General features: G+C 71.6%; 21 protein-coding genes. 14 read left to right on the plus strand and 7 right to left on the minus strand.

All coding sequences use genetic code 11. From position 1 onward, the window contains the following. Positions 1-11: 11 nt before the first annotated feature. Genes QSK39_RS30095 through QSK39_RS30110 form a run of 4 tightly spaced genes read right to left on the minus strand, consistent with a single transcriptional unit; the run spans position 12 to position 4203 of the window. Entirely contained in the window at positions 12-1874 is a 1863-nt protein-coding gene (locus QSK39_RS30095) for a CocE/NonD family hydrolase (protein ID WP_285481213.1), read from the minus strand. Next, complete coding sequence (locus tag QSK39_RS30100) at positions 1874-2695, minus strand: ABC transporter substrate-binding protein (protein ID WP_285481214.1); 822 nt, start codon at positions 2693-2695, stop codon at positions 1874-1876. The genes QSK39_RS30095 and QSK39_RS30100 overlap by 1 nt, the downstream gene beginning before the upstream one ends. A 30-nt stretch (positions 2696-2725) precedes the next feature. After that, positions 2726-3454 carry an amino acid ABC transporter ATP-binding protein gene (locus tag QSK39_RS30105; RefSeq protein ID WP_285481215.1) on the minus strand — a complete coding sequence of 243 codons (729 nt, stop codon included), beginning with the start codon at positions 3452-3454 and terminating at the stop codon, positions 2726-2728. Next, complete coding sequence (locus tag QSK39_RS30110; RefSeq protein WP_285481216.1) at positions 3454-4203, minus strand: amino acid ABC transporter permease; 750 nt, start codon at positions 4201-4203, stop codon at positions 3454-3456. Before QSK39_RS30110 ends, QSK39_RS30105 begins: the two co-directional genes overlap by 1 nt. A 115-nt stretch (positions 4204-4318) precedes the next feature. Here QSK39_RS30110 and QSK39_RS30115 point away from each other — a divergent pair, with 115 nt between their 5' ends. Then, positions 4319-5395: a DUF5937 family protein gene (locus QSK39_RS30115; RefSeq protein ID WP_285481217.1), complete on the plus strand. Its 1077-nt coding sequence runs from the start codon at positions 4319-4321 to the stop codon at positions 5393-5395. Between the two features lie 32 nt (positions 5396-5427). On the opposite strand, the gene QSK39_RS30120 is transcribed toward QSK39_RS30115, so the two are convergent. Further along, positions 5428-5619 (minus strand): hypothetical protein, encoded by a 192-nt coding sequence (locus QSK39_RS30120; protein WP_285481218.1) that lies wholly within the window; start codon positions 5617-5619, stop codon positions 5428-5430. Between the two features lie 144 nt (positions 5620-5763). Between QSK39_RS30120 and QSK39_RS30125 the strand changes: the two genes are divergently transcribed. The 5 genes from QSK39_RS30125 (at position 5764) to QSK39_RS30145 (ending at position 14102) form a co-directional block, all read left to right on the plus strand. Continuing rightward, positions 5764-8022 (plus strand): cellulase family glycosylhydrolase, encoded by a 2259-nt coding sequence (locus tag QSK39_RS30125; protein WP_285481219.1) that lies wholly within the window; start codon positions 5764-5766, stop codon positions 8020-8022. Between the two features lie 30 nt (positions 8023-8052). Next, entirely contained in the window at positions 8053-9858 is a 1806-nt protein-coding gene (locus tag QSK39_RS30130; RefSeq protein WP_285481220.1) for a rhamnogalacturonan lyase, read from the plus strand. A 63-nt stretch (positions 9859-9921) separates the two neighbouring features. Further along, the gene (locus QSK39_RS30135; protein ID WP_285481221.1) at positions 9922-11133 is read left to right on the plus strand and encodes a PucR family transcriptional regulator; all 1212 of its coding nucleotides are present in this window, start codon (positions 9922-9924) and stop codon (positions 11131-11133) included. A gap of 152 nt (positions 11134-11285) precedes the next feature. Continuing rightward, positions 11286-13616, plus strand: coding sequence for a molybdopterin cofactor-binding domain-containing protein (locus QSK39_RS30140; RefSeq protein ID WP_285481222.1), 2331 nt, complete (start codon positions 11286-11288; stop codon positions 13614-13616). Between the two features lie 9 nt (positions 13617-13625). Further along, the gene (locus QSK39_RS30145) at positions 13626-14102 is read left to right on the plus strand and encodes a (2Fe-2S)-binding protein (RefSeq protein WP_285481223.1); all 477 of its coding nucleotides are present in this window, start codon (positions 13626-13628) and stop codon (positions 14100-14102) included. 151 nt (positions 14103-14253) lie between these two features. On the opposite strand, the gene QSK39_RS30150 is transcribed toward QSK39_RS30145, so the two are convergent. Further along, positions 14254-15147: a LysR family transcriptional regulator gene (locus QSK39_RS30150; RefSeq protein ID WP_285481224.1), complete on the minus strand. Its 894-nt coding sequence runs from the start codon at positions 15145-15147 to the stop codon at positions 14254-14256. A 78-nt stretch (positions 15148-15225) separates the two neighbouring features. Here QSK39_RS30150 and QSK39_RS30155 point away from each other — a divergent pair, with 78 nt between their 5' ends. Beyond that, positions 15226-16125 (plus strand): EamA family transporter, encoded by a 900-nt coding sequence (locus tag QSK39_RS30155; protein ID WP_285481225.1) that lies wholly within the window; start codon positions 15226-15228, stop codon positions 16123-16125. Further along, the gene (locus QSK39_RS30160) at positions 16122-16733 is read left to right on the plus strand and encodes an NAD(P)-dependent oxidoreductase (RefSeq protein WP_285481226.1); all 612 of its coding nucleotides are present in this window, start codon (positions 16122-16124) and stop codon (positions 16731-16733) included. Before QSK39_RS30155 ends, QSK39_RS30160 begins: the two co-directional genes overlap by 4 nt. On the opposite strand, the gene QSK39_RS30165 is transcribed toward QSK39_RS30160, so the two are convergent. Then, a complete protein-coding gene (locus QSK39_RS30165) occupies positions 16717-17160 on the minus strand; it encodes a hypothetical protein (RefSeq protein WP_285481227.1) in 444 nt (147 codons plus the stop codon). The genes QSK39_RS30160 and QSK39_RS30165 overlap by 17 nt on opposite strands. A 274-nt stretch (positions 17161-17434) precedes the next feature. Between QSK39_RS30165 and QSK39_RS30170 the strand changes: the two genes are divergently transcribed. The 6 genes from QSK39_RS30170 to QSK39_RS30195 all read left to right on the plus strand — a co-directional run bounded on the left by QSK39_RS30170 (position 17435) and on the right by QSK39_RS30195 (position 22275). Beyond that, the gene (locus tag QSK39_RS30170) at positions 17435-18289 is read left to right on the plus strand and encodes an amidohydrolase family protein (protein WP_285481228.1); all 855 of its coding nucleotides are present in this window, start codon (positions 17435-17437) and stop codon (positions 18287-18289) included. After that, entirely contained in the window at positions 18282-19169 is an 888-nt protein-coding gene (locus tag QSK39_RS30175; RefSeq protein ID WP_285481229.1) for a substrate-binding domain-containing protein, read from the plus strand. Before QSK39_RS30170 ends, QSK39_RS30175 begins: the two co-directional genes overlap by 8 nt. Positions 19170-19200: 31 nt before the next feature. Then, positions 19201-20490 carry a C4-dicarboxylate transporter DctA gene (gene dctA, locus QSK39_RS30180; protein WP_285481230.1) on the plus strand — a complete coding sequence of 430 codons (1290 nt, stop codon included), beginning with the start codon at positions 19201-19203 and terminating at the stop codon, positions 20488-20490. A gap of 330 nt (positions 20491-20820) precedes the next feature. Next, positions 20821-21189, plus strand: a complete 369-nt coding sequence (locus QSK39_RS30185) for a roadblock/LC7 domain-containing protein (RefSeq protein WP_086674354.1) — start codon at positions 20821-20823, stop codon at positions 21187-21189. 32 nt (positions 21190-21221) lie between these two features. Continuing rightward, complete coding sequence (locus tag QSK39_RS30190) at positions 21222-21587, plus strand: hypothetical protein (protein WP_285481929.1); 366 nt, start codon at positions 21222-21224, stop codon at positions 21585-21587. Between the two features lie 19 nt (positions 21588-21606). Beyond that, complete coding sequence (locus QSK39_RS30195) at positions 21607-22275, plus strand: hypothetical protein (protein ID WP_285481231.1); 669 nt, start codon at positions 21607-21609, stop codon at positions 22273-22275. Positions 22276-22654: the final 379 nt, after the last annotated feature.

The following is a 22654-nucleotide window of genomic DNA, read 5'->3' on the forward strand; positions in this document are numbered from 1 at the left end:
TCGGCGACGGCTCACGCACCGGCGTCGTCCGGCAGCACGGCCAGCGTCAGCCACGACCGCCCGCCCACGTGGACCCGGTTGGCCGCCACCACCTTGCGGCGGTCACCGACCTCCCGGGCACCGGTGTTCGTGTTGACGTCGAAGCGGGGGAAGTTGCTCGAGCTCACGTCGAGCCGGATGCGGTGGCCGGCCCGGAACAGGTTCGCCGTGTCCGGGGCCTCGACCGTGATGTCGTACACCTCGCCCGGGACCATCGGCGCCGGTTCGGCGAACGAGTCGCGGTAGCGGCAGCGCAGGATGCCGTCGGTCAGGTTCATCGCGAAGCCCTGCGGATAGTCCGCGCTGGGCGGGTGGACGTCGATCAGCTTCACCGTGAAGTCCGTGTCGATCGCCGTGGACGACACGGCCAGCCGCACCGTGACCGGCCCGGCGACCGCGACGTCCCGCGTCAGCGGCGGGGTCTGGAACACCAGCACGTCCGGGCGGCTTTCCAGCGGCAGGAACGGCGGTGACGCGCCGAAGAAGCGCTCGTCGGGGTGCTGGTGGAACGCGCCGCCGCTCATCACCGGCTCGCCGGAGGTGACCTGGCCGCCGAGGGTGGGCACCGGGTCGGCCGGGTCGAAGTCGTACTCCAGGTACGGCGGGTCCGAAGGCGACGGCGTGCGCGCGAGGCTGCCGTCGGCGCCCAGGTGGAACACCTGGTCCTCGGCGGTTTCCGGGGGCCACGCGGCCGCCGTGCGCCACCGGCCGCCGTGGTCGAGCCGTCCCTCGGGGGTCCGGCGCCCGGAGCCGCCGCCCATCAGGAAGTAGCGCACCGGCGGCGGGGTCTCGCCGGACCCGGCGAGGTGCGCGTCGAACCAGCGCAGCCGCATCGTCACGTAGTCGTCGTCGAGGTTCCCGTCGAGCGGTGCTTCGGGGCCGAAGTCGACGTCGCCGGCGTGCCGCGCGCTGCGGGCGCCGTGGGTCCACGGCCCGAGCACGAGGTAGGCGGGGCTGTGCTTCTTGCGGCCCAGCTCGCGGAAGTTCTCGGTGGCGGTGCGGATGTAGGGGTCGTACCAGCTGGAGATGTGCAGGCTGGGCACGTCCGGGAACCGGTCGTAGAAGCCGCGGGCGAAGATGCCGGGCCGGCGCCAGTACTCGTCGAACACCCCGTGCTCCCACTGCTCCAGCAGGTAGTCCTCGTAGTCCGGGACGAACCGCAACGGCGTCGCGCCCCGCCGCCACGGCATCCGGGTGAACCACGCCCGCAGGTCCTCGGCCTCCAGGGTGGCCCGCAGCACCGGGTCGGCGAGCACCTTCGCGCTGGTGCGGGCGCGGTGGAACGCCCAGGTCACCTGCTTCAGCTCGAACGCGCCGCCCATCCGGGTGCCGGCTTCGTAGGCGCTGGCGAAGCCGCCGGAGTCGAGGAACATCGCCGCCAGGTGGGGCGCGCCCAGGGACGCCAGCGCGGCCTGCGCGTGGGCCGAGTAGGAGACGCCCATCGTCGCGACCCGGCCGTCGCACCAGTCCCGCGCCGCGATCCACTCGACGGTGTCGTAGCCGTCTTCGGCTTCGTTGAGGTACTTGGTGAACGTGCCGCCCGAGTCGCCGCGGCCCCGGCAGTCCTGGCGCACGACCAGGTACCCGCCCTCGACGAACCGCTGCGCGGCCACCTCGGGTGCCGGCGGGTCGTCGGGGCCGAGGACGCCGTCGGACGGCCGGGACAGCCGGCGGCCGTACGGGGTGCGCTCGAGCAGCACCGGTCCGGGCGGGGGATCGGGCCGGTCGGCGTAGAGGTCGGCGACCAGGACGACGCCGTCGCGGGCGGGCACGTCGAGCACGAGCCGCCAGCAGTCCCGGCCGCCGGGGAGGTCCAGCCGTTCCCAGCCGCCCATCAGAGCCCGCCCGCGAACTGCGCGCCGAGCGCGGGCCAGGCGGCGACGAGCTGGGGCAGCGGCGCGGTGGTGAAGTACTTGCGGTAGAGCCGCGCGTAGGTGCCGTCGGCGACCATCGCGCCGATCTGCTGGTCGAGCGCGGTCAGCAGCGCCCCGTGGTCCTTGGGCACGGCCATCGACGTCGGGTGCTCCACCGGGGCCGAGGCGGCCCGCCGCAGCGCGGGGTACTGCTTGAGGAACTGCTCGGCGTCCGGCCCGCCGACGACGAACGCGTCGAGGGTGCCGTTGAGCAGCTGGCTCACCGCCGCACTGGCGTTGGGGAAGCCGATCGGGACCGCGCCGGGCATCTTGGCCGGCACGAACGGTTCCTGGGTCGACCCGGTGACCGCGCCGATCTTCCGGCCGGCGAAGTCGGTGAGCTTCGAGGCGGGGTTCTTCGCCCCGGTGAGGACGGCGGTGGTGCTCCAGAACAGCGGTTTCGTGAACGCGACGCTCTTCTGGCGGGCTTCGGTGACGCCGAGCCCGGACGCGGCGAGGTCGTACTGGTGGCTGGTCAGCCCGGCCAGCGACGCCGTCACCGTGGTGGACTTGTAGTCGACCTTCAGCCCGAGCCGCTTGGCGGCTTCGTCGGTGAGGTCGACGATGAAGCCGACGGGCTTGCCACTCGGGTCCCCGTAGGCGAACGGCGGCTGGCTGGAATCCGTGGCCGCGCGGAGGGTGCCGGGTTCGAGCAGGCCGTACGGGTCGTCGGCGGACGAGGTGCTGCCGCAGCCGGCGAGCAGGAGGGCGCCGGCGAACGCGGCGACAGCGGTGCGGAACATGACTGTCCTTTCCGGACTTTCGGGAGGCGGTTACAGGACGCGGGCGAGGAAGTCGCGCAGCCGCGGGGTTTCCGGGTCGTCGAGGGTGGCGCGGGCGGGACCGGCTTCGGCGATGCGGCCGTCGTCCATGAACACCACGCGGTCGGCGACCTCGCGGGCGAAGCCGATTTCGTGGGTCACCGCGAGCATGGTCATGCCCGAGCCGGCGAGGGTGCGCATGACGTCGAGGACGTCCTTGACCAGCTCGGGATCGAGCGCGGAGGTGGCCTCGTCGAAGAGCATCACCTCGGGTTCGACCGCGAGGGCCCGGGCGATCGCGACCCGCTGCTGCTGCCCGCCGGACAGGCGCCCGGGCCGCTGCTGCGCCAGGTGCGCCAGGCCGAGCCGCTCGAGCTGGGTCATGGCCGAGGCTTCGGCGGCGTCCTTGCCGAGGCCCCGGACGTGGCGCAGCGCGGCCGTGACGTTCTTCAGCACGCTCATGTGCGGGAACAGGTTGAAGTGCTGGAACACCATGCCGACGCGGGCGCGGACGGCGTCGACGTCCACCCCGGCCCCGGTGATCTCGGTGCCGCCGATCCGGATCTCCCCGGACGTCGGCTCCTCCAGCAGGTTGAGGCACTTGAGCAGGGTCGACTTGCCGGAGCCGGACCGCCCGATCACGCAGACGGTCTCGCCGGCGGCGACGTCGAGGTCGACGTCGCGGAGCACTTCGATCGGGCCGTAGTTCTTGTGCAGGCCGCGCACGGACACCGCGGTCATCAGACGGCCGCCTTCGCCGGGGCGGGCGCGACCGCCGCCGGGACCGCGGTGAAGCGGCGGCCTTCGCGCATGCGCTTGTCGAGCTTGTTCACCGCGTAGGTGAGCGGGATGGTCAGCAGCAGGTAGCAGAGGCCCGCGGCGACCAGCGCCGACGAGTTGTAGGTCGCCGCCTGCCGTTCCTGGGCGATGAAGTAGAGCTCCCGCTGGCCGAAGCCGAGTCCGAGCAGGTACACCAGTGCGCTCTCCTTGACGTCGATGATGAACTGGCCGGCCAGCGCGGGCAGCACGTTGCGCACGCCCTGCGGGACGACGACCACCCGCATGGCCGTGAGGTAGGGCATGCCGAGGCTGCGCGCGGCGTGCAGCTGCCCGGCGGGGACGGCCTGGATGCCGGAGCGGAAGATCTCGGCCGAGTAGGCGGCGGAGATCAGGGCGATGGCGAGCACGGCGTACCCGAGCGGCTCGCGGCCGAACGGGCGCAGGCCGGCCGCCGGCAGGCCGACGCCGACCAGGCTGACGGTGACGATCGCCGGCAGCCCGCGGAAGACGTCGACGTAGATCCGGGCGGGCAGCCGGACCAGCCGCCGCCGGGACAGCAGCAGCATCGCCAGCAGCACCCCGGCGACGACGCCGAAGACGATCGCCAGCGCGGCGATCAGCAGGGTGTTGCGCAGCCCTTCGGTGAGCAGCGCGGGCAGGACGTCCAGGATCTCGTGCAGGTCGAAGAAGGTGCGCAGGAAGTCGAGCATGACCTGGCCTCTCGTGTCGCGGTGGCGGCCGGATCACGGAAGGCTAGGTCCGATTCCCCGCACCGCTGCCGACGCTTACCGCGACCGCGGTAAGCATGGGGCCTAAGCTGGGCGCATGTCGGTGGTGCTGACCGTGCAAGGGGCCCGGGCGGCCGACCTCGTCGCAGGGGTCTCGCCGCTGGCCGAGCTGCTCGCGTGCCTGCATTCGATCGCCGAGCCGGAGCACCACTTCGAGGTGCGGCCGTGGCTCACCCGGGTCCGCGCGGACACCTCGGCCGCCCTGCACAGCCGGCTGAAGACGTACGCGCCCCTGTGGGCGCGCCGCCGCTGCCGGCTGCTGCTGCCGTTCGAGCTGCCGCTGGGCCGGACGTTCGAGGAGGAGCTGGGCCGGATCGAGCAGCTCCCGGTGGGCACCTTCGCCGCGACCGCGGCCGAGGCGATCCACGGTGGCTTCGTGGAGATCGGCGACCTGCTGGGCGACGCGGCGGCGAGGGAGGCGTACGTCGTGGCGTGCGAGCGGCGGTCGTTCGCCCGCGGCGAGCTGGCCCGGCACCTCGTCGGCGACCCGGAGGCGTTCCGCGCGGACCTGCTGGACGTGCTGCGCGCGTGCGCGGAGGAGTTCTTCGCCGACGAGTGGGCACGTGTGGCGCACCGGCTGGAGAGCGAGTGCGCGACCGTGCGGGCGCGGGTCAGCGCGCTGCCGGTCGCCGAGGCGCTGGCCTCGCTCAGCCCGAACGCGGCGGCGCGGCAGGACCCGCCGTCGGTGGTGTTCGACAAGCTGCAGTCGTTGCACGCCGACCTGCGCGGCCGCCGCTGCCTGCTGGTGCCGTCGGTGCATGCCCGGCCGCACCTGATCGTCAAGATCGACCCGGGGTTCCCGGTGGTGGTCCACTTCCCGGTCGAGGGCGACGGCGCCCGCGACACCCTGGCCCAGGTCCGCCTGCGCCTGGCGATCCTCGCCGACCCGGCCCGGCTGTCCCTGTGCCGCCACCTGGTCAACGAGCCGATCACGACGTCCGACCTGGCCGCCCGCACCGGGATGGCGGTGCCGCAGGTCTCCCGCCACCTGGGCCGCCTGCGCGAAGCGGGCCTGCTGGTCTCCCGCCGCGACGGCCGGATGATCCAGCACCGCCTGGACCTCCCGCGGCTGATGCAGCTCGGCGTCGACGTGCTCACCACGATCATGCGCTGACGCGCGGACGTGTCCCGGCTCGAGTGCTTCGGTCAGGCCGGCTCGCCGCCGGCTTCGATGCGGCCTTTGCTCCCGGGGGTCGCCGACTCGCCGCTTCGAGCGCGAACGATCACCCGGTCGAGCCGCAACGGTGCGGGCCCGGTGCGGTCGAAGCCGCCGCCGTCGATCACGGTCCGCGGCGCGGCGATGGCCGGCTTCGCGACCGTCGGCGTACCGGCAGCCAAACCATCCACTGTGGACTGAAAGCGCTTTCGACGACGTGGTCGAATCGCCCGGTGCTTTCGCTCGGGGTGGCCGAGCCGTTACACTCCCGTGCTGGGAGCGCTCCCAGGTCGACTGTCCCTGTCGTATTCCTCCAGGAGGTCGGTATGACCCGGCGTGTTCTCCGGGCGCTCGTGGTCGGCTTGCTCTTCGCCGCCTGCTTCGTCGCCCTGCCCCAAGCCAGAAGCACCGCAGCCGCCGCGCCCACGCGGATCATGGCGCTGGGCGACTCCATCACCGGTTCGCCCGGGTGCTGGCGCGCGCTGCTGTGGAAGCACCTGCAGGACACCGGCCACACCGATGTCGACTTCGTCGGCACCCTCCCCGCCCAGGGCTGTGGCTTCACCTACGACGGCGAAAACGAAGGCCACGGCGGGTTCCTCGCCACCGGCATCGTGCGGGACAACCAGCTGCCCGGCTGGCTCTCGGCCACCCGCCCGGACATCGTCCTGATGCACCTGGGCACCAACGACGTCTGGAACGCCATCCCGGCGAGCACGATCCTCGACGCCTACACGACGCTGCTCGGCCAGATGCGCGCGAGCAACCCGGCGACGAAACTGGTCGTCGCCAAGATCATCCCGATGAACCCCGCCAACTGCGCGGCTTGCGCCCAGCGGGCGGTCGACTTGAACGCCGCCATCCCCGGCTGGGTCCAAGCGCACAGCACCGCCGCGTCGCCGATCACCGTCGCCGACCAGTGGACCGGGTTCGACACCGCGGCCGACACCACCGACGGCGTGCACCCGAACAGCACCACCGGCATCCAGAAGATGGAAAGCCGCTGGTACCCGGCGCTGGTCGCGGCCCTGCCCACCGCCACGGCGGCGGGCCTGCACGTCAGCGGCACCCAGGTCGCCGAAGCGAACGGCGCGGCCTTCGTGATGCGCGGCGTGAACCACCCGTACGCCTGGTACCCCGGCCAGACCCGCGCGTTCGCGGACATCAAGTCCTTCGGCGCCAACACCGTGCGCGTCGTGCTCGGCAGCGGCCAGCGGTGGGGACCGACTTCCGCGGCCGAGGTCACGAACGTCGTCTCGCTGTGCAAGCAGTCCCGGCTGATCTGCGTGCTGGAGGCCCACGACACCACCGGCTACGGCGAGGAGAGCGCGGCCGCGAGCCTGGACCAGGCCGCGAGCTACTGGATCAGCGTCGCCAGTGCCCTCAAGGGCCAGGAGAACTACGTCGTCATCAACCTGGGCAACGAGCCGTTCGGCAACAACCAGCAGGTGAGCGCGACCTGGGCGAGCGCCACGAGCAGTGCGATCACCCGGCTGCGCGGCGCGGGCCTGGCGCACCTGCTGATGGCCGACGCGCCGATGTGGGGTCAGGACTGGCAGAACATCATGCGCGACAACGCCGCTTCGGTGCTCGCCGCCGACCCGCAGCACAACACGGTGTTCTCGATCCACATGTACGGCGTCTACGACACCGCGGCCGAGATCACCGCGTACTTCGACGCCTTCCGCACGGCCGGCCTGCCGCTGGTGGTGGGCGAGTTCGGGAACATGCACACCGACGGCAACCCCGACGAGGACACGATCATGGCCCAGGCGCAGGCCCGCGGCCTCGGCTACCTCGGCTGGTCGTGGAGCGGCAACAGCAGTGACGTCGCCTACCTCGACCTGGTCAACGGCTTCGACCCGGCCAGTTTGACCGCGTGGGGAGAGCGCTTTCTCAACGGCGCGAACGGCGTCCGCCAGACCTCGAAGGAAGCCACGATCTACGGCGGGGGCAGCGCGGACACCGTGGCACCGACCACGCCCGGCACGCCGGTCGCCTCGGGGGTGACGGCCACCGGCGCCACGCTGACCTGGACCGCCTCGACCGACAACGTCGGCGTCACCGGCTACGACGTCCTCCGGGCCACCGGCAGCGGCTCGTTCGCTCTGGTCGGCACGACCGGCTCGACCACCTTCACCGACAGCGGCCTGACGGCGTCGACGACCTACCGGTACCAGGTGCGGGCCCGTGACGCGGCGGGGAACGTCTCGGCGAACTCCGCGGCCGCCACGGTGACGACCGGCGCGGGCGGCACGGGGACGTGCAAGATCGGCTACTCCGCGCCCGCCTGGGGCGGCGGTAACGGCTTCACCGCGTCGGTGACCATCACCAACACGGGCCCGAGCACGATCACCGGCTGGACCCTCGCCTTCAGCTACCCCGCCGGCCAGCGCGTGACCCTGCCCGGCTGGGGCGCCGACTTCGCGCAGACCGGCGCCGCGGTCACCGCGACCAACCTGGCCTGGAACGGCACGCTGGCCCCGAACGCGTCGACCGGCATCGGCTTCAACGGCACGTTCAGCGGGTCCAACCCGGCACCGGCTTCGTTCACCCTCAACGGCAGCACCTGCACGGCCGGCTGATTCCGTCCACAGCAGACAGGAGAGAAGAGCATGTTCACTTCGAGTCGCAGCCTGCTCGTGGGCGTCCTGGTGGCCGGGTTGCTCCCGGGCGTCGCGGCGGGGGAGCTCGCGCCACTGTTCGACAAGCTGAACCGCGGGGTGGTCAGCGTCCACACCGCGGCGGGGAACCAGGTCGGCTGGCGGCTGCTCGCCGACGACCCTGCGGGCGTGACGTTCGCGGTCTACCGCGACGGCACGAGAGTGACCGAAACCCCCGCTGGCGGGCCGACGGACTTCCTGGACGCCGGTGCTCCGGCCGGAGCGAAGTACACCGTTCGCGCCGTCGTCGGCGGCGTCGAACGGATGTCGGCCTTCGCTGCCGAGGAATCGCTGACGCTCGACAGCACGGCCGCGGCGAGCACCCGGGACGTGCCGATCCAGCTCCCGCCGGGCGGCACGACGCCCTCCGGGGAGAGCTACACCTACAGCGCGAACGACGCGAGCGTCGGCGACCTCGACGGCGACGGCCAGTACGAGCTGGTGCTGAAGTGGGATCCGGGCAACGCCAAGGACAATTCGCAGTCCGGCTACACCGGGAACGTCTACGTCGACGCCTACCGGCTGGACGGCACCCGGCTCTGGCGGATCGACCTGGGCCGCAACATCCGCGCCGGCGCGCACTACACGCAGTTCCAGGTCTTCGACTACGACGGCGACGGGCGGGCCGAGGTCGCCATGAAGACCGCCGACGGCACCCGGTCCGGCACCGGGCAGGTCATCGGCAGCGCGAGCGCGGACTACCGCAACTCGAGCGGGTACGTCCTGTCCGGCCCGGAATACCTGACGGTGTTCAACGGCCAGACCGGCGCAGCGATGTCCACCGTGAACTACGACCCGCCGCGCGGCACCGTCTCCTCGTGGGGTGACAGCTACGGCAACCGGGTGGACCGGTTCCTGGCCGGCACCGCGTACCTGGACGGTTCGCACCCGAGCCTGATCATGTCCCGGGGCTACTACACCCGGACCGTGATCGCGGCCTGGGACTTCCGGGGCGGCGCGCTGACCGAGCGGTGGAAGTTCGACTCGAACGCGGCCGGGTCGCAGTACACCGGCCAGGGTGACCACCAGCTGGCCATCGCCGACACCGACGGCGACGGCCGCGACGAGATCGTCTTCGGCGCCATGGCCATCGACGACAACGGCAGTCCACTGTGGAACACCCGGCTCGGCCACGGCGACGCCATGCACGTCGGCGACCTGATCCCGAGCCGGGCCGGGCTGGAAGAGTTCAAAGTGGACGAAGACACCTCGAAACCGGCCGCGTGGATGGCCGACGCGAAGACCGGGCAGATCCTCTGGCAGAACGCGTCGTGCTCCTGCGACAACGGACGCGGGGTCTCGGACGACGTCTACGCGGGCAGTCCCGGCGCCGAGTCGTGGTCGTCCGCGGTGCCCGGGCTGCTGAACACCAGCGGGCAGACCATCGGGCGCAAGCCGTCGTCGACGAACTTCGTGCTCTGGTGGGACGGCGACGCCCAGCGCGAACTGCTGGACGGCACCCACATCGACAAGTACGGCACCAGCGCCGACACGCGGCTGCTCACCGCGTCCGGGGTGCACGCGAACAACGGCACGAAGAGCACGCCGTCACTGCAGGCGGACCTGTTCGGCGACTGGCGGGAGGAGGTCGTCTGGCCGACGTCGGACAACCGGGCGCTGCGGATCTACTCGACGACGGACCCGACGAGCATCTCGCACGTCTCGCTGATGCAGGACCGCCAGTACCGGGAGGCGGTGGCGTGGCAGAACACCGCCTACAACCAGCCGCCGCACCCGAGCTTCGCGCTGGCGAAGTGAGCGGAACCGGAGGTGGCGACGTAGGCTGACGCGCCGGCGAGAGCGCGACGGTGGCAGGTGCGAATGGGCGAGGCGAGGGCGGAAGCCCGGGACACCGCGTGGTCGCTCGCGGCCAGGGTGCTGGACGAGCTCGACGAGCTCACCGGCGCCCTGGTCGCCGTCATCGTCGAGCAGAACCCCGGCTACCGGGTGATCGACGTCGTGCCCGACGATGACTTGTGGCGCTCCTGCCACGACAACCTCCGCCGGGTTCTGCAGCTGATCGGCCGGGGCGCCGAAACCGCCGACGACCTCTACGACGCGGCGAAGGCGACCGGACGGCGCCGGGCGGAACAGCAGCTGCCGCTCGACGACGTGCTGCGCTCGTTCCGGATCGGCGGCCGGCTGGTCTGGCAGGCCCTGACCGCGAAGGCCCGGGCGACCGGGTACGTCAACAACGAGGCGATGCTCGACCTCGCGACCCGCGTGTGGGAGGTCGTCGACGCCACGTCGGCCCAGGTGGCGCTGGCCTACCACGCGGCCGAGCGGAGTTTCGTCCGCGCCGACGAGCAGCGGCGGGCGTCGCTCTGGGAAGGGCTGCTGCAGGGCCGGGCGGCCGACGCGGGGTTCGCCTACGAGGCGGGCCGGGCGCTGAGGCTGCCGATTTCGGGGCCGTACGTCGTCGTCGCGGCCGCGGGTCCCGGTGACGCCGCCTTCGCCGAGCCGCTCGGCTCCGCACTGGAGGACCTCGGCTCCGCGTCGGCCTGGCAGTCCCGGGCCGACGTGCTGGTCGGCCTGGTTTCGCTGCCGCGCCGCGAGGTGGCGGACGCCGTCGAGGCGATCGGGTCCGTGCTGACCGTGCCGGCCGGGGTGTCCCTGGTCGTCGACGGGCTGGCCGCCGTGCACACGGCCTACCGGCAGGCGGTGCTGGCGATGCGGACGGTGCCGCCGGGCCGGGCCGACGTCGTGTGCCTGGCCGAACGGCTGCCCGAAGCACTGCTGCTCAGCTCGCCCGAACTGACCGAGTCGCTGCAGCAGAACTGGCTGGGCGGCCTGCTGGACCTGCGGGCGGTCGAGCGCGGCCCGCTGCTGGAGACCCTCGCGACGTGGGTGCGGACCGGTGGTTCGGCGACCCGCTCGGCGCAGGCGCTGCACTGCCACCGCAACACCGTGCTCAACCGGATCCACCGGATCGAAGAGCTGACCGGCCGGTCGCTGACCGGCGGTGACCTGGCCCTGGAGCTCGCGCTGGTCGTCCGCGCGCTGCCCTTCCTGCCGCCACCGCGCGTGCCCTGACCGGCACCCGCTGTGCACACTGCACAACGACACTAGGCCAAATGTAGGCACTCAGATGCTTCATTCGGCGGCGTGATGTGTGTAACACTCCGCCCGGCGGTGCTCCGGCCCGCGCTTCTCCCACACCGTCGTTCGAGAGGTCCCAGCCGCTCATGCCCGAACACGACCCCGCAGTTCCCCCACCCGGGTCCGAGCCGCGCTCCATGGCCCGCCGCCGCTTCCTCGGTTTCGTGCTCGCCGCGCCGACGCTCGCCGTCGCCGCGCAGGTCGGGGCCGCGGAGCTGGCTCCCGGCCGGGCCGACGCGGCGATCCCGTCGCTGCCCCAGCCCGAGGACATCTTCGACCTCGGCGACCTGCAGAACCTCGCCGCGCTGCCGACGTCCGGCCTGATCAGCGTGCAGATCGGGGCCGACGGCCGGGCCGCGTTCGCCGTGCCGCGCGCCGAGGTCGGCCAGGGGATGACCACCGCCGTCGCGATGATGATCGCCGAGGAGCTCGACCTCCCGCTGAGCAAGATCGACGTCACGCTGGCCGACGCGCGGCCCGAGCTGCTGATGAACCAGCTGACCGGCGGCTCCAACTCGATGCGCAGCATCTACACGCCGGTCCGGACGGCCTCGGCGATCGCCCGGCAGCGGCTGGTCGCCGCGGCCGCCGCGAAGTGGGGCGTGCCGGCGTCGCAGCTGACGACGTCCGGCGGGGTCGTGCGCGGCTCCGGCGGCCGCACGGCGAGCTACGGCTCCCTCGCGAAGGCCGCCGCGTCCGCCACCACGATCAGCGTTGCGGCGACGCTCAAACCGCAGTCGCAGTTCAAGGTGCTCGGCACGCCGCAGAACCGCCTGGACGCCCACGCCGCGGTCACCGGCCGCAAGCAGTTCACCCTCGACCTCGACGTCCCGGGCGCGCTCCCGACCATGGTCGCCCGGCCGCCCACGATCAACGGCACGCCGCGCGCGATCCTCAACGCGGCCGAGGTCAAGGCGATGCCCGGGATCACCGACGTCGCCGCGATCTCGCACGGCGTCGCGGTCCGCGGCCGCACGTTCGGCCAGTGCATCGACGCGATCCGGGCGCTGAAGGTGACCTGGGGCGCGGGCACCGTCGACGGCGAGTCCGACGCGACGGTGCTCAAGAAGCTCAAGGCCGCGCAGCTGCCGATGGCCGTGCCCGGACTGCTCGACCAGTACCTCGACGCGGAGTTCACCTTCGCCGCCGCCAGCAACAGCCCGCTGGAGACCGGCGCCGCGATCGCCGACGTCCGCCCGGACCGCGCGGAGATCTGGTCGTGCCTGAAGGTGCCGATCGTCGCCCAGGAGGAGATCGCCAAGCTGCTGGGGCTGCCGCAGGACGCGGTCACGGTGCACGTCACGCAGGGCGGCGGGTCGTTCGGCCGGCACCTGTTCCACGACGCGGCCGCCGAAGCGGCGGAGGCGTCGCAGAAGATGGGCAAGCCGGTCAAGCTGATGTGGTCGCGCACCGACGACTTCCGGCAGGGGCGCATCCACCCGATGTGCGTGTCGCGGGTGCGGGCGACCTACCTGCTCGGCAACGTGATCAGCTTCGAGCAGCGGCACACGAGCGTGCAGACCGAGTTCAGCCACGGGCTCGGCGAGATGATCACCGCGACCGCGGCGAAGCTCCCGATCGCCGGCAACCTCAGCTTCGCCGAGTCGATCTTCCTGCTGAGCCAGTCCTCGCCGTACAACTTCGGCGTCACGACCCAGCTGCTCAACGAGATCCCGCTGAAGTTCAACACCGGCAGCATGCGCAACATCTACTCGCCCAACGTCGTCACCGCCGAGGAGCTCGTCGTCGACCAGCTGGCGAAGAAGTTCGGCAAGGACCCGGTGGCGTTCCGCCGCGAGTTCCTCAAGGACGACCGGCTGCGCGCGGTGCTGGACAAGGCCGTCCAGGTCGGCAACTGGGGCCGCTCGATGCCCGCCGGGACCGCGCAGGGCATCGCGCTGCACGCCGAATACCGCGGCGCGGTCGCGGTGCTGGTGGAGATCGACTGCCGGCCGGAGACGGTCAACCGGCCCATCCGCGACGGCGTCACCGGCCCGCGGGTGACCAAGGCGCTCGTGGTCGTCGACCCGGGTTTCGCGATCAACCCGCGCGGCCTCGAGGCGCAGATGATCGGCGGCCTCAACGACGGCATCGCGATGTGCCTCACCTCGAGCATCCACATCAAGGACGGGCTCCCGCTGGAAGGCAGCTGGGACAACTACTTCTACACGCGCGAGTGGAACACCCCGCCCGAGACGCAGGTCGTGATCATGCCGAACACGTCGGCCAGCCCGAGCGGCGCGGGCGAGCTCGCGGTGGCGCCGTCGTTCGCCGCCGTCGCGTGCGCCTACGCCCGCGCGGTCGGCAAGATGCCGACCTCCTTCCCGATCAACCACGGGACGCTCTCCTTCGAGCCGCTGCCCGTCCAGCCGTCCACTCCGCCGTCGCCCACCGACGGCCTCGACCACGCCTTCTAGGAGCTCGCCGTGCCGCACCACACCCTCAAGGTCAACGGCCAGGTGGTCACCGTCGACGCCGACGACGACCTCCGGCTGCTGTGGGTCCTGCGCGACCTGCTGGGCATCAACGGCCCGAAGTACGGCTGCGGGCTCGACGTCTGCAAGGCGTGCACCAGCCACATCAACGGCAAGGCGTTCAACCCGTGCTCCGTGCGCGTGGCCGACATCAAGGAAACGGACGAGATCACGACGATCGAAGGCCTGCCGGCGACGGTGGGCAAGGACCTGCACCCGATGCAGGAGGCGTGGCTGGAGATGGACGTCGCCCAGTGCGGCTACTGCCAGCCGGGCCAGATCATGGCGGCGGTGGCGAAGGTCCGTCAGGCCACGGCGGCGGGCCGGGAGATCACCGACGCCGACCTGGACGAGATCCGCAACATCTGCCGCTGCGGGACGTACGCCCGGATCCGCGAAGCGGTGAAGGCGGGCGCGGCGAAGATGTGACACCTCCGGACGCCCGTGATCGAGGAGTCGACACGGGTGATCCGGAGGTCGACACGCGTGTTTGGAGGGTCGACACGGCGGCAGTGCCGTGTCGACCCGCCAAACACGTGAGTCGACTCCTCAATCACGCGTGTCGACCCTTCGATCACGCTCACCGGGAGCCGCTGACCGCCCCGGCGTCGATGCCCAGCAGGGCAACGAAAGCACTCGCCGCCGGGGTCGGGTTCGCCGCCGCCCAGATGACGTACTCGACGCGGGCCGGGGCGTCGGTGATCTCGATCGTCACCACGCCCGTCAGCTGCGGCGCGTACCCGGACGGCAGCATCGCCACCCCCAGCCCCGGGCCGACCAGGCGCGCGATGTAGTCCGCGCTCGTCACCTCGTAGGCGACCTCGCGGTCCAGGCCCGCCGCCGCGAACGCCTGGTCGGACTGCGCGCGGCCGGCCGTGCCCGCCGGGAGGTCGACGAACACCTCCGTGGCCAGCCGCCGCAGGCCGACCGTCGCTTCGCCGGCCAGCGGGTGGTCCGGGGCGACCACCGCGATCAGGTGACCGCGGGCCAGCTCGTGGACCGCGACACCGCTCGGGCGGGCCGTCGTGGGCAGGCCGAGGAACGCCACGTCGAGGGAGCCGTCACGGACCTGCTCGATCAGGTCGTCGCTCGCGCCCACCCGGAGGCTGATGCGCACCGGCGGGAACCGGTCGTGGAACTCGCGCAGCGCGGCCGGGACGTCGGCCGCGGTGACCGTGGGGATCAGGCCGACGGCGAGCCGCCCGCGGACCTCGCCCACCGCGGCCGCGACCTCGGCCGCCGCCCGCTCCGCCGCGTCGAGACACTGGCGCGCGGCCGGCAGGAACGCCTCGCCCGCCGGCGTCAGCCGCACGCGGCGGCTGGTCCGGTCGAACAGCCGCGCGCCGAGCTCCCGCTCCAGCCGCGCGACCTGGTGGCTCAGCGCCGACTGGACGACCAGGCACCGCTCGGCGGCGCGGGTGAAGCTGGCCGTTTCGGCGATCGCGACGACGTACCGCAGCTGCTGGAGTTCCACGCGTCCATCTTGGATCACGATCGCTGCGGTGACGAACATGTATTGGACTCATCGATCGCACTCCGGTGAGATTTCGGTATGACCAGTCAGCTCGTGCGCGAAACCCGCCACGTCGACCTGCCGCGCATCGCGCTCACGGCGTTCGCGCCGGCGGTGTGGGGCACCACCTACGTCGTCACCACCGAGTTCCTCCCCGCCGGCCACCCGCTGTTCGCCGGCCTGCTCCGGGCCCTGCCGGCCGGCCTCCTCGCGCTCGTGCTGACCCGGACGCTGCCGCGCGGCGCGTGGTGGGGGAAGGCCGCCGCGCTCGGCGTGCTCAACATCGGCCTCTTCCTGCCGCTGCTGTTCGTCGCCGCCCAGCGCCTGCCCGGCGGGGTGGCCGCGACCCTGGCCGCCGCGCAGCCGCTCGTGGTCGCCGTGCTGTCGGTGGGCGTGCTCTGTGAACGCCTGTCGGGGTGGCGGCTGGGCTGGGGCGTCGTGGGAATGGCGGGCGTCGGCCTGGTGGTGATCGGGCCGGCCGCGGCGTTCGACGGCGTCGGTGTCGCGGCGGGCCTGGGCGGCGCGGTGACGATGGCGCTCGGGGTGACCCTGACGAAGCGCTGGGGACGGCCGGCCGGGGTCGGCCCGGCCGCGTTCGCCGGGTGGCAGCTCACCGCGGGCGGCCTGTTCCTGCTGCCGCTCACGGCCGTCTTCGAAGGCGCGCCGCCGTCGATCGACGGCGGCGCCGTGCTCGGCTACGCCTGGCTCGGCCTGGTGGGCGGGCTGCTCGCCTACGCCCTGTGGTTCCGCGGCGTCACCACGCTGCCGGTCGCGTCGGTGGCCGTGCTGGCGCTGCTTTCCCCGCTGGTCGCGGCCGTCCTCGGCGCGGTCGTCCTGCACCAGACGCTCGGCCCGGTCCAGCTCGCCGGGTTCGCGCTCGCGCTGGCGGCGCTCGTCGCCGGCCAGCTCCCCGCTCCCCGGAAAGGAAAACTCCCGTGAAGATCGCCGTCGTCGGCGCGGCCGGCATGGTCGGCTCCCGCGTCCTCACCGAAGCCGCCGGGCGCGGCCACGACCTCCTCGCGATCGTGCGGGGGCGACGCCCCGGTGTCGCCGATGTCCCGGTGGTCGTGGCCGATTCGGGCCGGATGGCGACGCTCTTCGCCGGCACCGACGCGGTCGTGGCCGCGACGCGCCCCGCACCCGGGGAGGAGTACACCGTCACCGGCACGACGACGGCGTTGCTCGACGCGGCGGCGGAGGCGGGCACGCGCATCCTCGTGGTCGGTGGCGCGGCCCCGCTTCGGGTCCCCGGCGGCGGCCTGGTGCTCGACGACCCGAGGTACGTCCCGCCGGAGTACCGCGCGATCGCCGGGGCCAGCGCCGCCCAGCTCGACGTGTGCCGCACGCACCCGGCCGACTGGGTTTACCTGAGCCCGCCGGCGGTGCTGGAGCCCGGTGCGCGGACGGGGAGCTACCGCCGTGGCACGACGACGCTCATCACGCGCCCGGACGGAACGTCCCGCATCTCGGCCGAAGACCTCGCCGCGGCGGTCGTGGACGAGCTCGAGACCATCGGAACGGACCGGCACTTCACGGTCGGCTACTGATTTTGGTCTCACACCGCACGAGCGGCGCGGCCTCGGTACCGGAGGCAACGCAGTCGACGCCCTTCCCGGGGCCGGGAACGGGGTAGGCGAAGACGGTCGGCGCGTCGCTGTCCCCGCCGACGGAGAACTTGAGGACGGTCGGTGTCCAGGTTCCGGTGCCGTGCAGGGTTTTCGAGTAGTAGGCGGTGTGCGGGCCGATCGTGGTGCCGGTGCCTTCGCCGTCGTCGTTCAGTTCGTGCACGTTCAGGACGTAGTCGCCGGCGGTGTACTTGCCTTCGTTCTCGTGCCCGGCTTCGGCCGGAGTCGCGCTGACGACCTCCGGCGCGACAGGATCGGCGGCGGTGGCCATCACGGTCGCCCCGACGGCCACCACCGCGGCTCCGGCCGCGACGGCGATGACACCGGCCCTTTTGGTGCGCAGCTTCATGGGTTCCCCTCGCTCCGGGTTCGTCGATCAAGCTAGGGGAGCGGAGTGGCCGGTCGCCTCGGCCGAAGGTACCGGGGGCCTCGTCCTTTCGGCCGAGGCTCCGGACGCGGGCTGTCAAAAGGGTTTCGCCCGCTTGGTCCCCGATGGACCGAATTGCCCCCCGAGCGACGTGGATCACACTCACGATTGTCCCGATTATCGAGAACAAAATTGTTAACGATCGGGTAGGCTTCCCCGCGTCCCGCCGGCGCGCGGCCGAAGCCCAGGAGTAGCCATGGACGTCATCGATACGCACACCCACGTCATCTCGCCGGATGCCACGCGCTACCCGCCCGATCCGATCGGGGGCCGCCGGTCCGAGTGGTCGCTTGCCCACCCCGTCGACATCGATGGCCTCGTCACCGCACTCGACCAGGCCGGTATCGCCAAGGCCGTCGTCGTGCAAGCGTCCACTGTGTACGGACACGACAACCGTTACGTCGTCGAAGCCGTGCGCGCGCATCCCGATCGGTTCGTCGGCGTCTACTCGGTCGATGCGCTCGCGGCCGATGCCGTCGAGCGGATCCGGTACTGGCAGGACCAAGGGCTGTCCGGTTTCCGCCTGTTCACCACCGGCACGACCATGCCCGGCCAGGCCGGCTGGCTCGGCCACGAAGATTCCCGCCCGGCCTGGGCCTACGCCGAACAGCAGGACATCCCCGTCTGCCTGCAGATGACCGGCCAAGGCCTGCCCGCCCTGCGGCGCCTGCTCGAACGCTTCCCCGACGTCCGGGTGCTGCTGGATCACTGCGCCCGCCCCGATCTCGCCGACGGCAAGCCCTTCCACGCCGCGCGGGCCTTGTTCGACCTGGCCGAGTTCCCCGGCGTCCACCTCAAGCTCACCCACCGCGCGCTGGCCGCGTCGGCGCAAGGAGCGTCGACCCCCGCGGACTTCCTCGGCGAACTCGTCGGTTCCTACGGTGCCGACCGGATCGCCTGGGGCTCGAACTTCCCCGCCGCGGAAGGAACTCCGGCGAGCATCCTGGCGGACGCGCGGGAAGCCGTGGCCGGCCTGTCCGAAGTGGACCAGGACCTGGTCTTCGGCGGCACCGCCGCGAAGTTCTACCCGGCGGTGGCCCGCCGTGGCTGACCTTCGCACCGTCCTCGCCGACTACCCGCACACCACGCCCCTGAAGGACGGGGACGTCGTCAGCCCCTCGGTGCGGCTCGATTTCCACCCCGTCGAGCCCGTGCACAAAGCCTTCGCGCCGATGGTGCGGGACGAGGCCTACGACCTGTCCGAACTGGCCGTCGTCACGGCTCTGCAGGCGATCGCCTACGGCCGCCCCGTGGTGCTGCTGCCGGTCGTCGTCGCCTCGCGGTTCCAGCGCGGCTGCCTGATCGCGCACGCTTCTCGGCCGGTGGCGCCGGACGAGCTGGCCGGCCGGCGCGTCGGGGTGCGCGCCTACACCCAGACCACCGGCATGTGGGTTCGTGCCCATCTGGCCGAAGACTTCGGGCTGGCACCGCGCGACGTCCACTGGATCACCCGCGACGGCGCGCACGTGCGCGAGTACCAGGACCCGGACCACGTCGAGCACGGCATCGGTGACGCCGCCCTGGTGGACCTGCTGCGCGAAGGCCGGATCGACGCCACCGTCCTGGGCAACGACCTGCCCGAAGGCGACGAGTTCGTCCCGGTCGTCCCCGACGCCGTCGCGCGCGACACCGAATGGTGGCAGCGCAACGGCTTCCTGCCGGTCAACCACATGGTCGTCGCAGGGAAGTCCGTGGCCGGCCGTGACCCCGGTGCCGTCCGCGAGGCCTACGACCTGCTGCGCCGGGCGGACGCCACCGTGACGCGGCCGGCCGGTACCCCGAGCCCGACGCTCTTCGGCTTCGACCGCCTGCGCCGCCCGCTGGAGATCATCATCGCCGCCTGCCTCGAGCAGGGCCTGCTGCCGCGCGAGCTCGACGTGGACGAGGTGTTCGCGCCCGCCCGGGAAGTGCTGGGCCGCGCCGCGGACTGAACCCGAACCGGACATTCAACGGAGAAACCGGATGACGAAGAGCCCAACCCTCCCCACCCGCGTCCGCAAGCCCTTCTACCGCGACCTCGCGTTCCAGGTCCTCGTCGGGGTCGCCGCGGGGGTGCTCGTCGGGGCGCTCGCGCCCTCGGTCGGGCACCACGTGCAGTTCCTCGGCGACATCTTCATCCACCTGATCCAGATGGTGGTCGGCCTCATCATCTTCTGCACCGTCACGCACGGCATCACCAGCGTCCGCGATCTCGGCAAGGTCGGGCGCATCGCGGTCAAGGCGCTGGTGTACTTCGAGGTGATCACCACGATCGCGCTGGTGATCGGCCTGGTCGTGGTGAACGTGCTCAAGCCCGGCAGCGGCATGCACGTCGACCCGGCGACGCTGCACGCGAGCGGGTCGGCCACCGCGCCGGCCAAGTCGGAGGGGTTCGACGCCTTCCTGGTCAGCCTCGTCCCGACGTCGGCGGTGCAGGCCTTCGCCGAGGGCGAGATCCTGCAGGTGCTGGTGTTCTCGGTGCTGTTCGCCTGCGGGCTGGCGTCGCTGGGGGAGAAGGCGCAGCCGGTGCTGGACTTCGTCGGAAACGTCCAGCAGGCGCTGTTCTGGATCATCCGCAAGGTCATGCGGATCGCCCCGATCGCGGCCTTCGGGGCGATCGCCTACACCGTGTCGCGCTACGGCCTGGGCACGCTGCTCCCGCTCGGCCGGCTGATCGGCGTGTTCTACCTGATCTGCGTGCTGTTCTTCGTGCTGGTCCTGTGGCCGGTTTCGCGCTACGGCGGCTTCAGCCTCCTGAAGGTGCTGCGCTACTTCCGCGCCGAGCTGATCCTGGTGCTGGGCACCAGTTCGTCGGAGAGCGTGTTCCCGCAGCTGACCGCGAAGCTGAAGAAGCTCGGCGTCGACGAGCCGGTCGTCGGCCTGGTGCTGCCCACGGCGTACAGCTTCAACCACGACGGCACGTGCCTGTACTTCGCGGCGGTGAGCGTGTTCCTGGCCCAGGCCACCGGCACCGACCTGGGCTGGCAGGCGCAGCTGGGCCTGCTCCTGGTACTGCTGCTGGCCTCGAAGGGCGGCGCGGGGGTCTCCGGCTCGGCGATCGCGGTCCTGGCGCTGACGCTGTCCGCGACCCACACGATCCCGGTCAGCAGCATCGCGCTGGTCCTAGGCGTGCACAGCGTCCTCTCGGCGGCGTTCGTGTTCACCAACATCGCCGGCAACTGCGTCGCGACCCTCGTGGTGGGCAAGTGGGAGAAAGCCGTCGACCGCGAACGCCTGCACGCGGAGTTGGCCGCCGGTTACCAAGCGGCTTGAGGGTATCGGCGAATGGGCGAAAGTGAACTGCCGATTACGCAGAGATACAATCGTGATCGAGCACTCCCGGAAGCATAAGCGCATTTCAAGGCCCCTGCCGAAAATCCGGAACACCGGTGCCACCTGCGGTGTGATCAATGGACATCCGTGCGGCCGGTGAATTTATTTCGGTTACGCCAACGACGGTGCTTCACCCGATCGTGTAAAGGCTTCGGGGGAGTAACCGCCGTGGATAGGCGGGGAGTGATGATGGCTGTAGGGTCCCGGCGGCAGGGAAACCCGAACGGTTGATCATCTTTTCGGCTGCCGGTTTACGAAGGAAAGAGAGAATTGGACTTCGACGCACTGGCCGCCGAGCTGCGAAATCTCCGGGACAGCGTGGCGGGGGTGACCGGCACGGTGCTCGCCGCGGTCGACGGGATTCCGATCATCGCCGACGCGGACGACTACATCGACCCGGCGAAGATCTCCGCGCTCGCCGCGGCCGATCTCGGGATCGCGCGGCAGGCAGCCGAGATGACCGGCAAGGGGACGCTCAGCCAGACCGTCGTGTTCGGCAGCGACGGCTACATGGCCGTCTACGCGGTGGGCCGGCTGGCGTTGATGGTCGTCCTGGGGGACAAGGGCCTGAACGTCGGGCGCCTCCTCTTCGAGTCCCGGCCCGTCATCGAGCGGATCGGCACGATCTTGGCCGCGTAGCAAGGCAGTTCAACGGAAGGAACAGCATGATGATGAACATCGACACCGCACTCAAGGAAGCCATGTCGATCACCGGCGCCGTCGGCGTCGCCCTGGTCGACTACGAGAGCGGCATGTCGCTCGGCACCAGCGGGGGTGGTGAGTGGCTGGACCTGGAGGTCGCCGCCGCCGGCAACACCGAGGTCGTGCGGGCGAAGCTGCGGGTGATGTCCTCGCTCGCGCTCAACGACAGCATCGAGGACATCCTGATCACGTTGCACCGCCAGTACCACCTGATCCGGCTGATCAACACCTCGCGGAACTCGCTGTTCCTGTACCTGGTGCTGGACCGGGAGCGGGCGAACCTCGCGCTGGCCCGCCACTACCTCAAGCGCATCGAAGCCGACCTGCAGGTGTAGTTCGGGGGAGGAGAGGGGGATGACCGGAGGCGGCTCCCGCGCCGCACTCGTCATCGGCACGGCGTTGATGCACGACCTCGGTTCGTTGTTCCCGGTCGCGATGAACCTCGCCGGCGAAGAGCTGGCGTTCACCTTCGTGTCGTCCTGCCCTTCGCCCGACGCGGTCGAGGAGTGGGTGCGGCTGCGGTCGGGTGCCGTCGTGGCCGACCGCGTGCTGCGCTTCGCCGTCGACGCGGACGGCAGGCGGATCCGCGTCGAGCTCGCGGGGTCGCCGGTCCGGGCGTTGGTCGTGCTCTCGGCCGACGTCACGGCCGCGGCGGTGAACGCCCCGCGCCTCGGCCGCTGGCAGGACCAGATGCCCTGCACCCTGCAGGTCGCGCTGGACGAGCTCGCCCGCGTGCTCTCGCGCTGCCACCACCGCGCGGGCGGCGCCGAGCCGCTGATCGACCTGGATCTCGCGTACCGGCCGGACCGCGACTACGAGATCCGGCTGGCCGGAGCGCACGAACGGGTGCGCCCGTTCATCGCACCGGTCCGCCCGGTGCTCGCGATGCGCTGGCGCTCGACGACGTCGGCGCAGCGCAAGGCGATCCTCGACGAGCTCCCGGACGGTGCGCCCGCCCGCGGCTGGCTCCGCCGCCGGCGCACCGTCCGGATCATGGGGCTGGAGATGGAAATCTCGTCCTGACCGGCCGGGCCCGCTGCCGTGTTTTCCGCGCGAGGCCCCGGCCGGATCCTCGGCGCGCCCGGCCGGCGCGCGATTTTTCCCCACCACCAGGGCCGGATGGCACTTTCCGCCGGTGGTCGTGAAACCGTATCGTGCGAGGCACGGCGCCCGTTCCGGCGCGAACTTTCCCGAGTGCACGGGCCGAAACAATTCCGCCGATCCGTCCGGAACGGTGGTTATTGTTCTTCGAACACCTGGACACAATCGTTTCCCGGCGCTTTCCCGATGGCGGGTGGACAGTAGTGTCCGCCACCGGTACCGGTAAGACACATCTGGCCGTAACCTGCCGTAACACGGTGGTTCCAGCTCCTTCGACCCCGGCGGTGCGACGTCGGGGGCC

Origin of the sequence: Amycolatopsis sp. NBRC 101858 (assembly GCF_030269325.1) — a bacterium.
In the GTDB taxonomy this organism is placed as follows: domain Bacteria; phylum Actinomycetota; class Actinomycetes; order Mycobacteriales; family Pseudonocardiaceae; genus Amycolatopsis; species Amycolatopsis ponsaeliensis.

What these genes read in the sequence shown, in the direction of transcription:
- QSK39_RS30190 (WP_285481929.1), top strand. Translation starts at nt 21,222, where the DNA reads ATGAACATCGACACCGCACTCAAGGAAGCCATGTCGATCACCGGCGCC.
- QSK39_RS30105 (WP_285481215.1), bottom strand. Translation starts at nt 3,454, where the DNA reads ATGACCGCGGTGTCCGTGCGCGGCCTGCACAAGAACTACGGCCCGATC.
- dctA (WP_285481230.1), top strand. Translation starts at nt 19,201, where the DNA reads ATGACGAAGAGCCCAACCCTCCCCACCCGCGTCCGCAAGCCCTTCTAC.
- QSK39_RS30155 (WP_285481225.1), top strand. Translation starts at nt 15,226, where the DNA reads ATGACCAGTCAGCTCGTGCGCGAAACCCGCCACGTCGACCTGCCGCGC.
- QSK39_RS30095 (WP_285481213.1), bottom strand. Translation starts at nt 1,874, where the DNA reads ATGGGCGGCTGGGAACGGCTGGACCTCCCCGGCGGCCGGGACTGCTGG.
- QSK39_RS30125 (WP_285481219.1), top strand. Translation starts at nt 5,764, where the DNA reads ATGACCCGGCGTGTTCTCCGGGCGCTCGTGGTCGGCTTGCTCTTCGCC.
- QSK39_RS30100 (WP_285481214.1), bottom strand. Translation starts at nt 2,695, where the DNA reads ATGTTCCGCACCGCTGTCGCCGCGTTCGCCGGCGCCCTCCTGCTCGCC.
- QSK39_RS30135 (WP_285481221.1), top strand. Translation starts at nt 9,922, where the DNA reads ATGGGCGAGGCGAGGGCGGAAGCCCGGGACACCGCGTGGTCGCTCGCG.
- QSK39_RS30195 (WP_285481231.1), top strand. Translation starts at nt 21,607, where the DNA reads ATGACCGGAGGCGGCTCCCGCGCCGCACTCGTCATCGGCACGGCGTTG.
- QSK39_RS30115 (WP_285481217.1), top strand. Translation starts at nt 4,319, where the DNA reads ATGTCGGTGGTGCTGACCGTGCAAGGGGCCCGGGCGGCCGACCTCGTC.
- QSK39_RS30130 (WP_285481220.1), top strand. Translation starts at nt 8,053, where the DNA reads ATGTTCACTTCGAGTCGCAGCCTGCTCGTGGGCGTCCTGGTGGCCGGG.
- QSK39_RS30165 (WP_285481227.1), bottom strand. Translation starts at nt 17,160, where the DNA reads ATGAAGCTGCGCACCAAAAGGGCCGGTGTCATCGCCGTCGCGGCCGGA.
- QSK39_RS30140 (WP_285481222.1), top strand. Translation starts at nt 11,286, where the DNA reads ATGCCCGAACACGACCCCGCAGTTCCCCCACCCGGGTCCGAGCCGCGC.
- QSK39_RS30170 (WP_285481228.1), top strand. Translation starts at nt 17,435, where the DNA reads ATGGACGTCATCGATACGCACACCCACGTCATCTCGCCGGATGCCACG.
- QSK39_RS30110 (WP_285481216.1), bottom strand. Translation starts at nt 4,203, where the DNA reads ATGCTCGACTTCCTGCGCACCTTCTTCGACCTGCACGAGATCCTGGAC.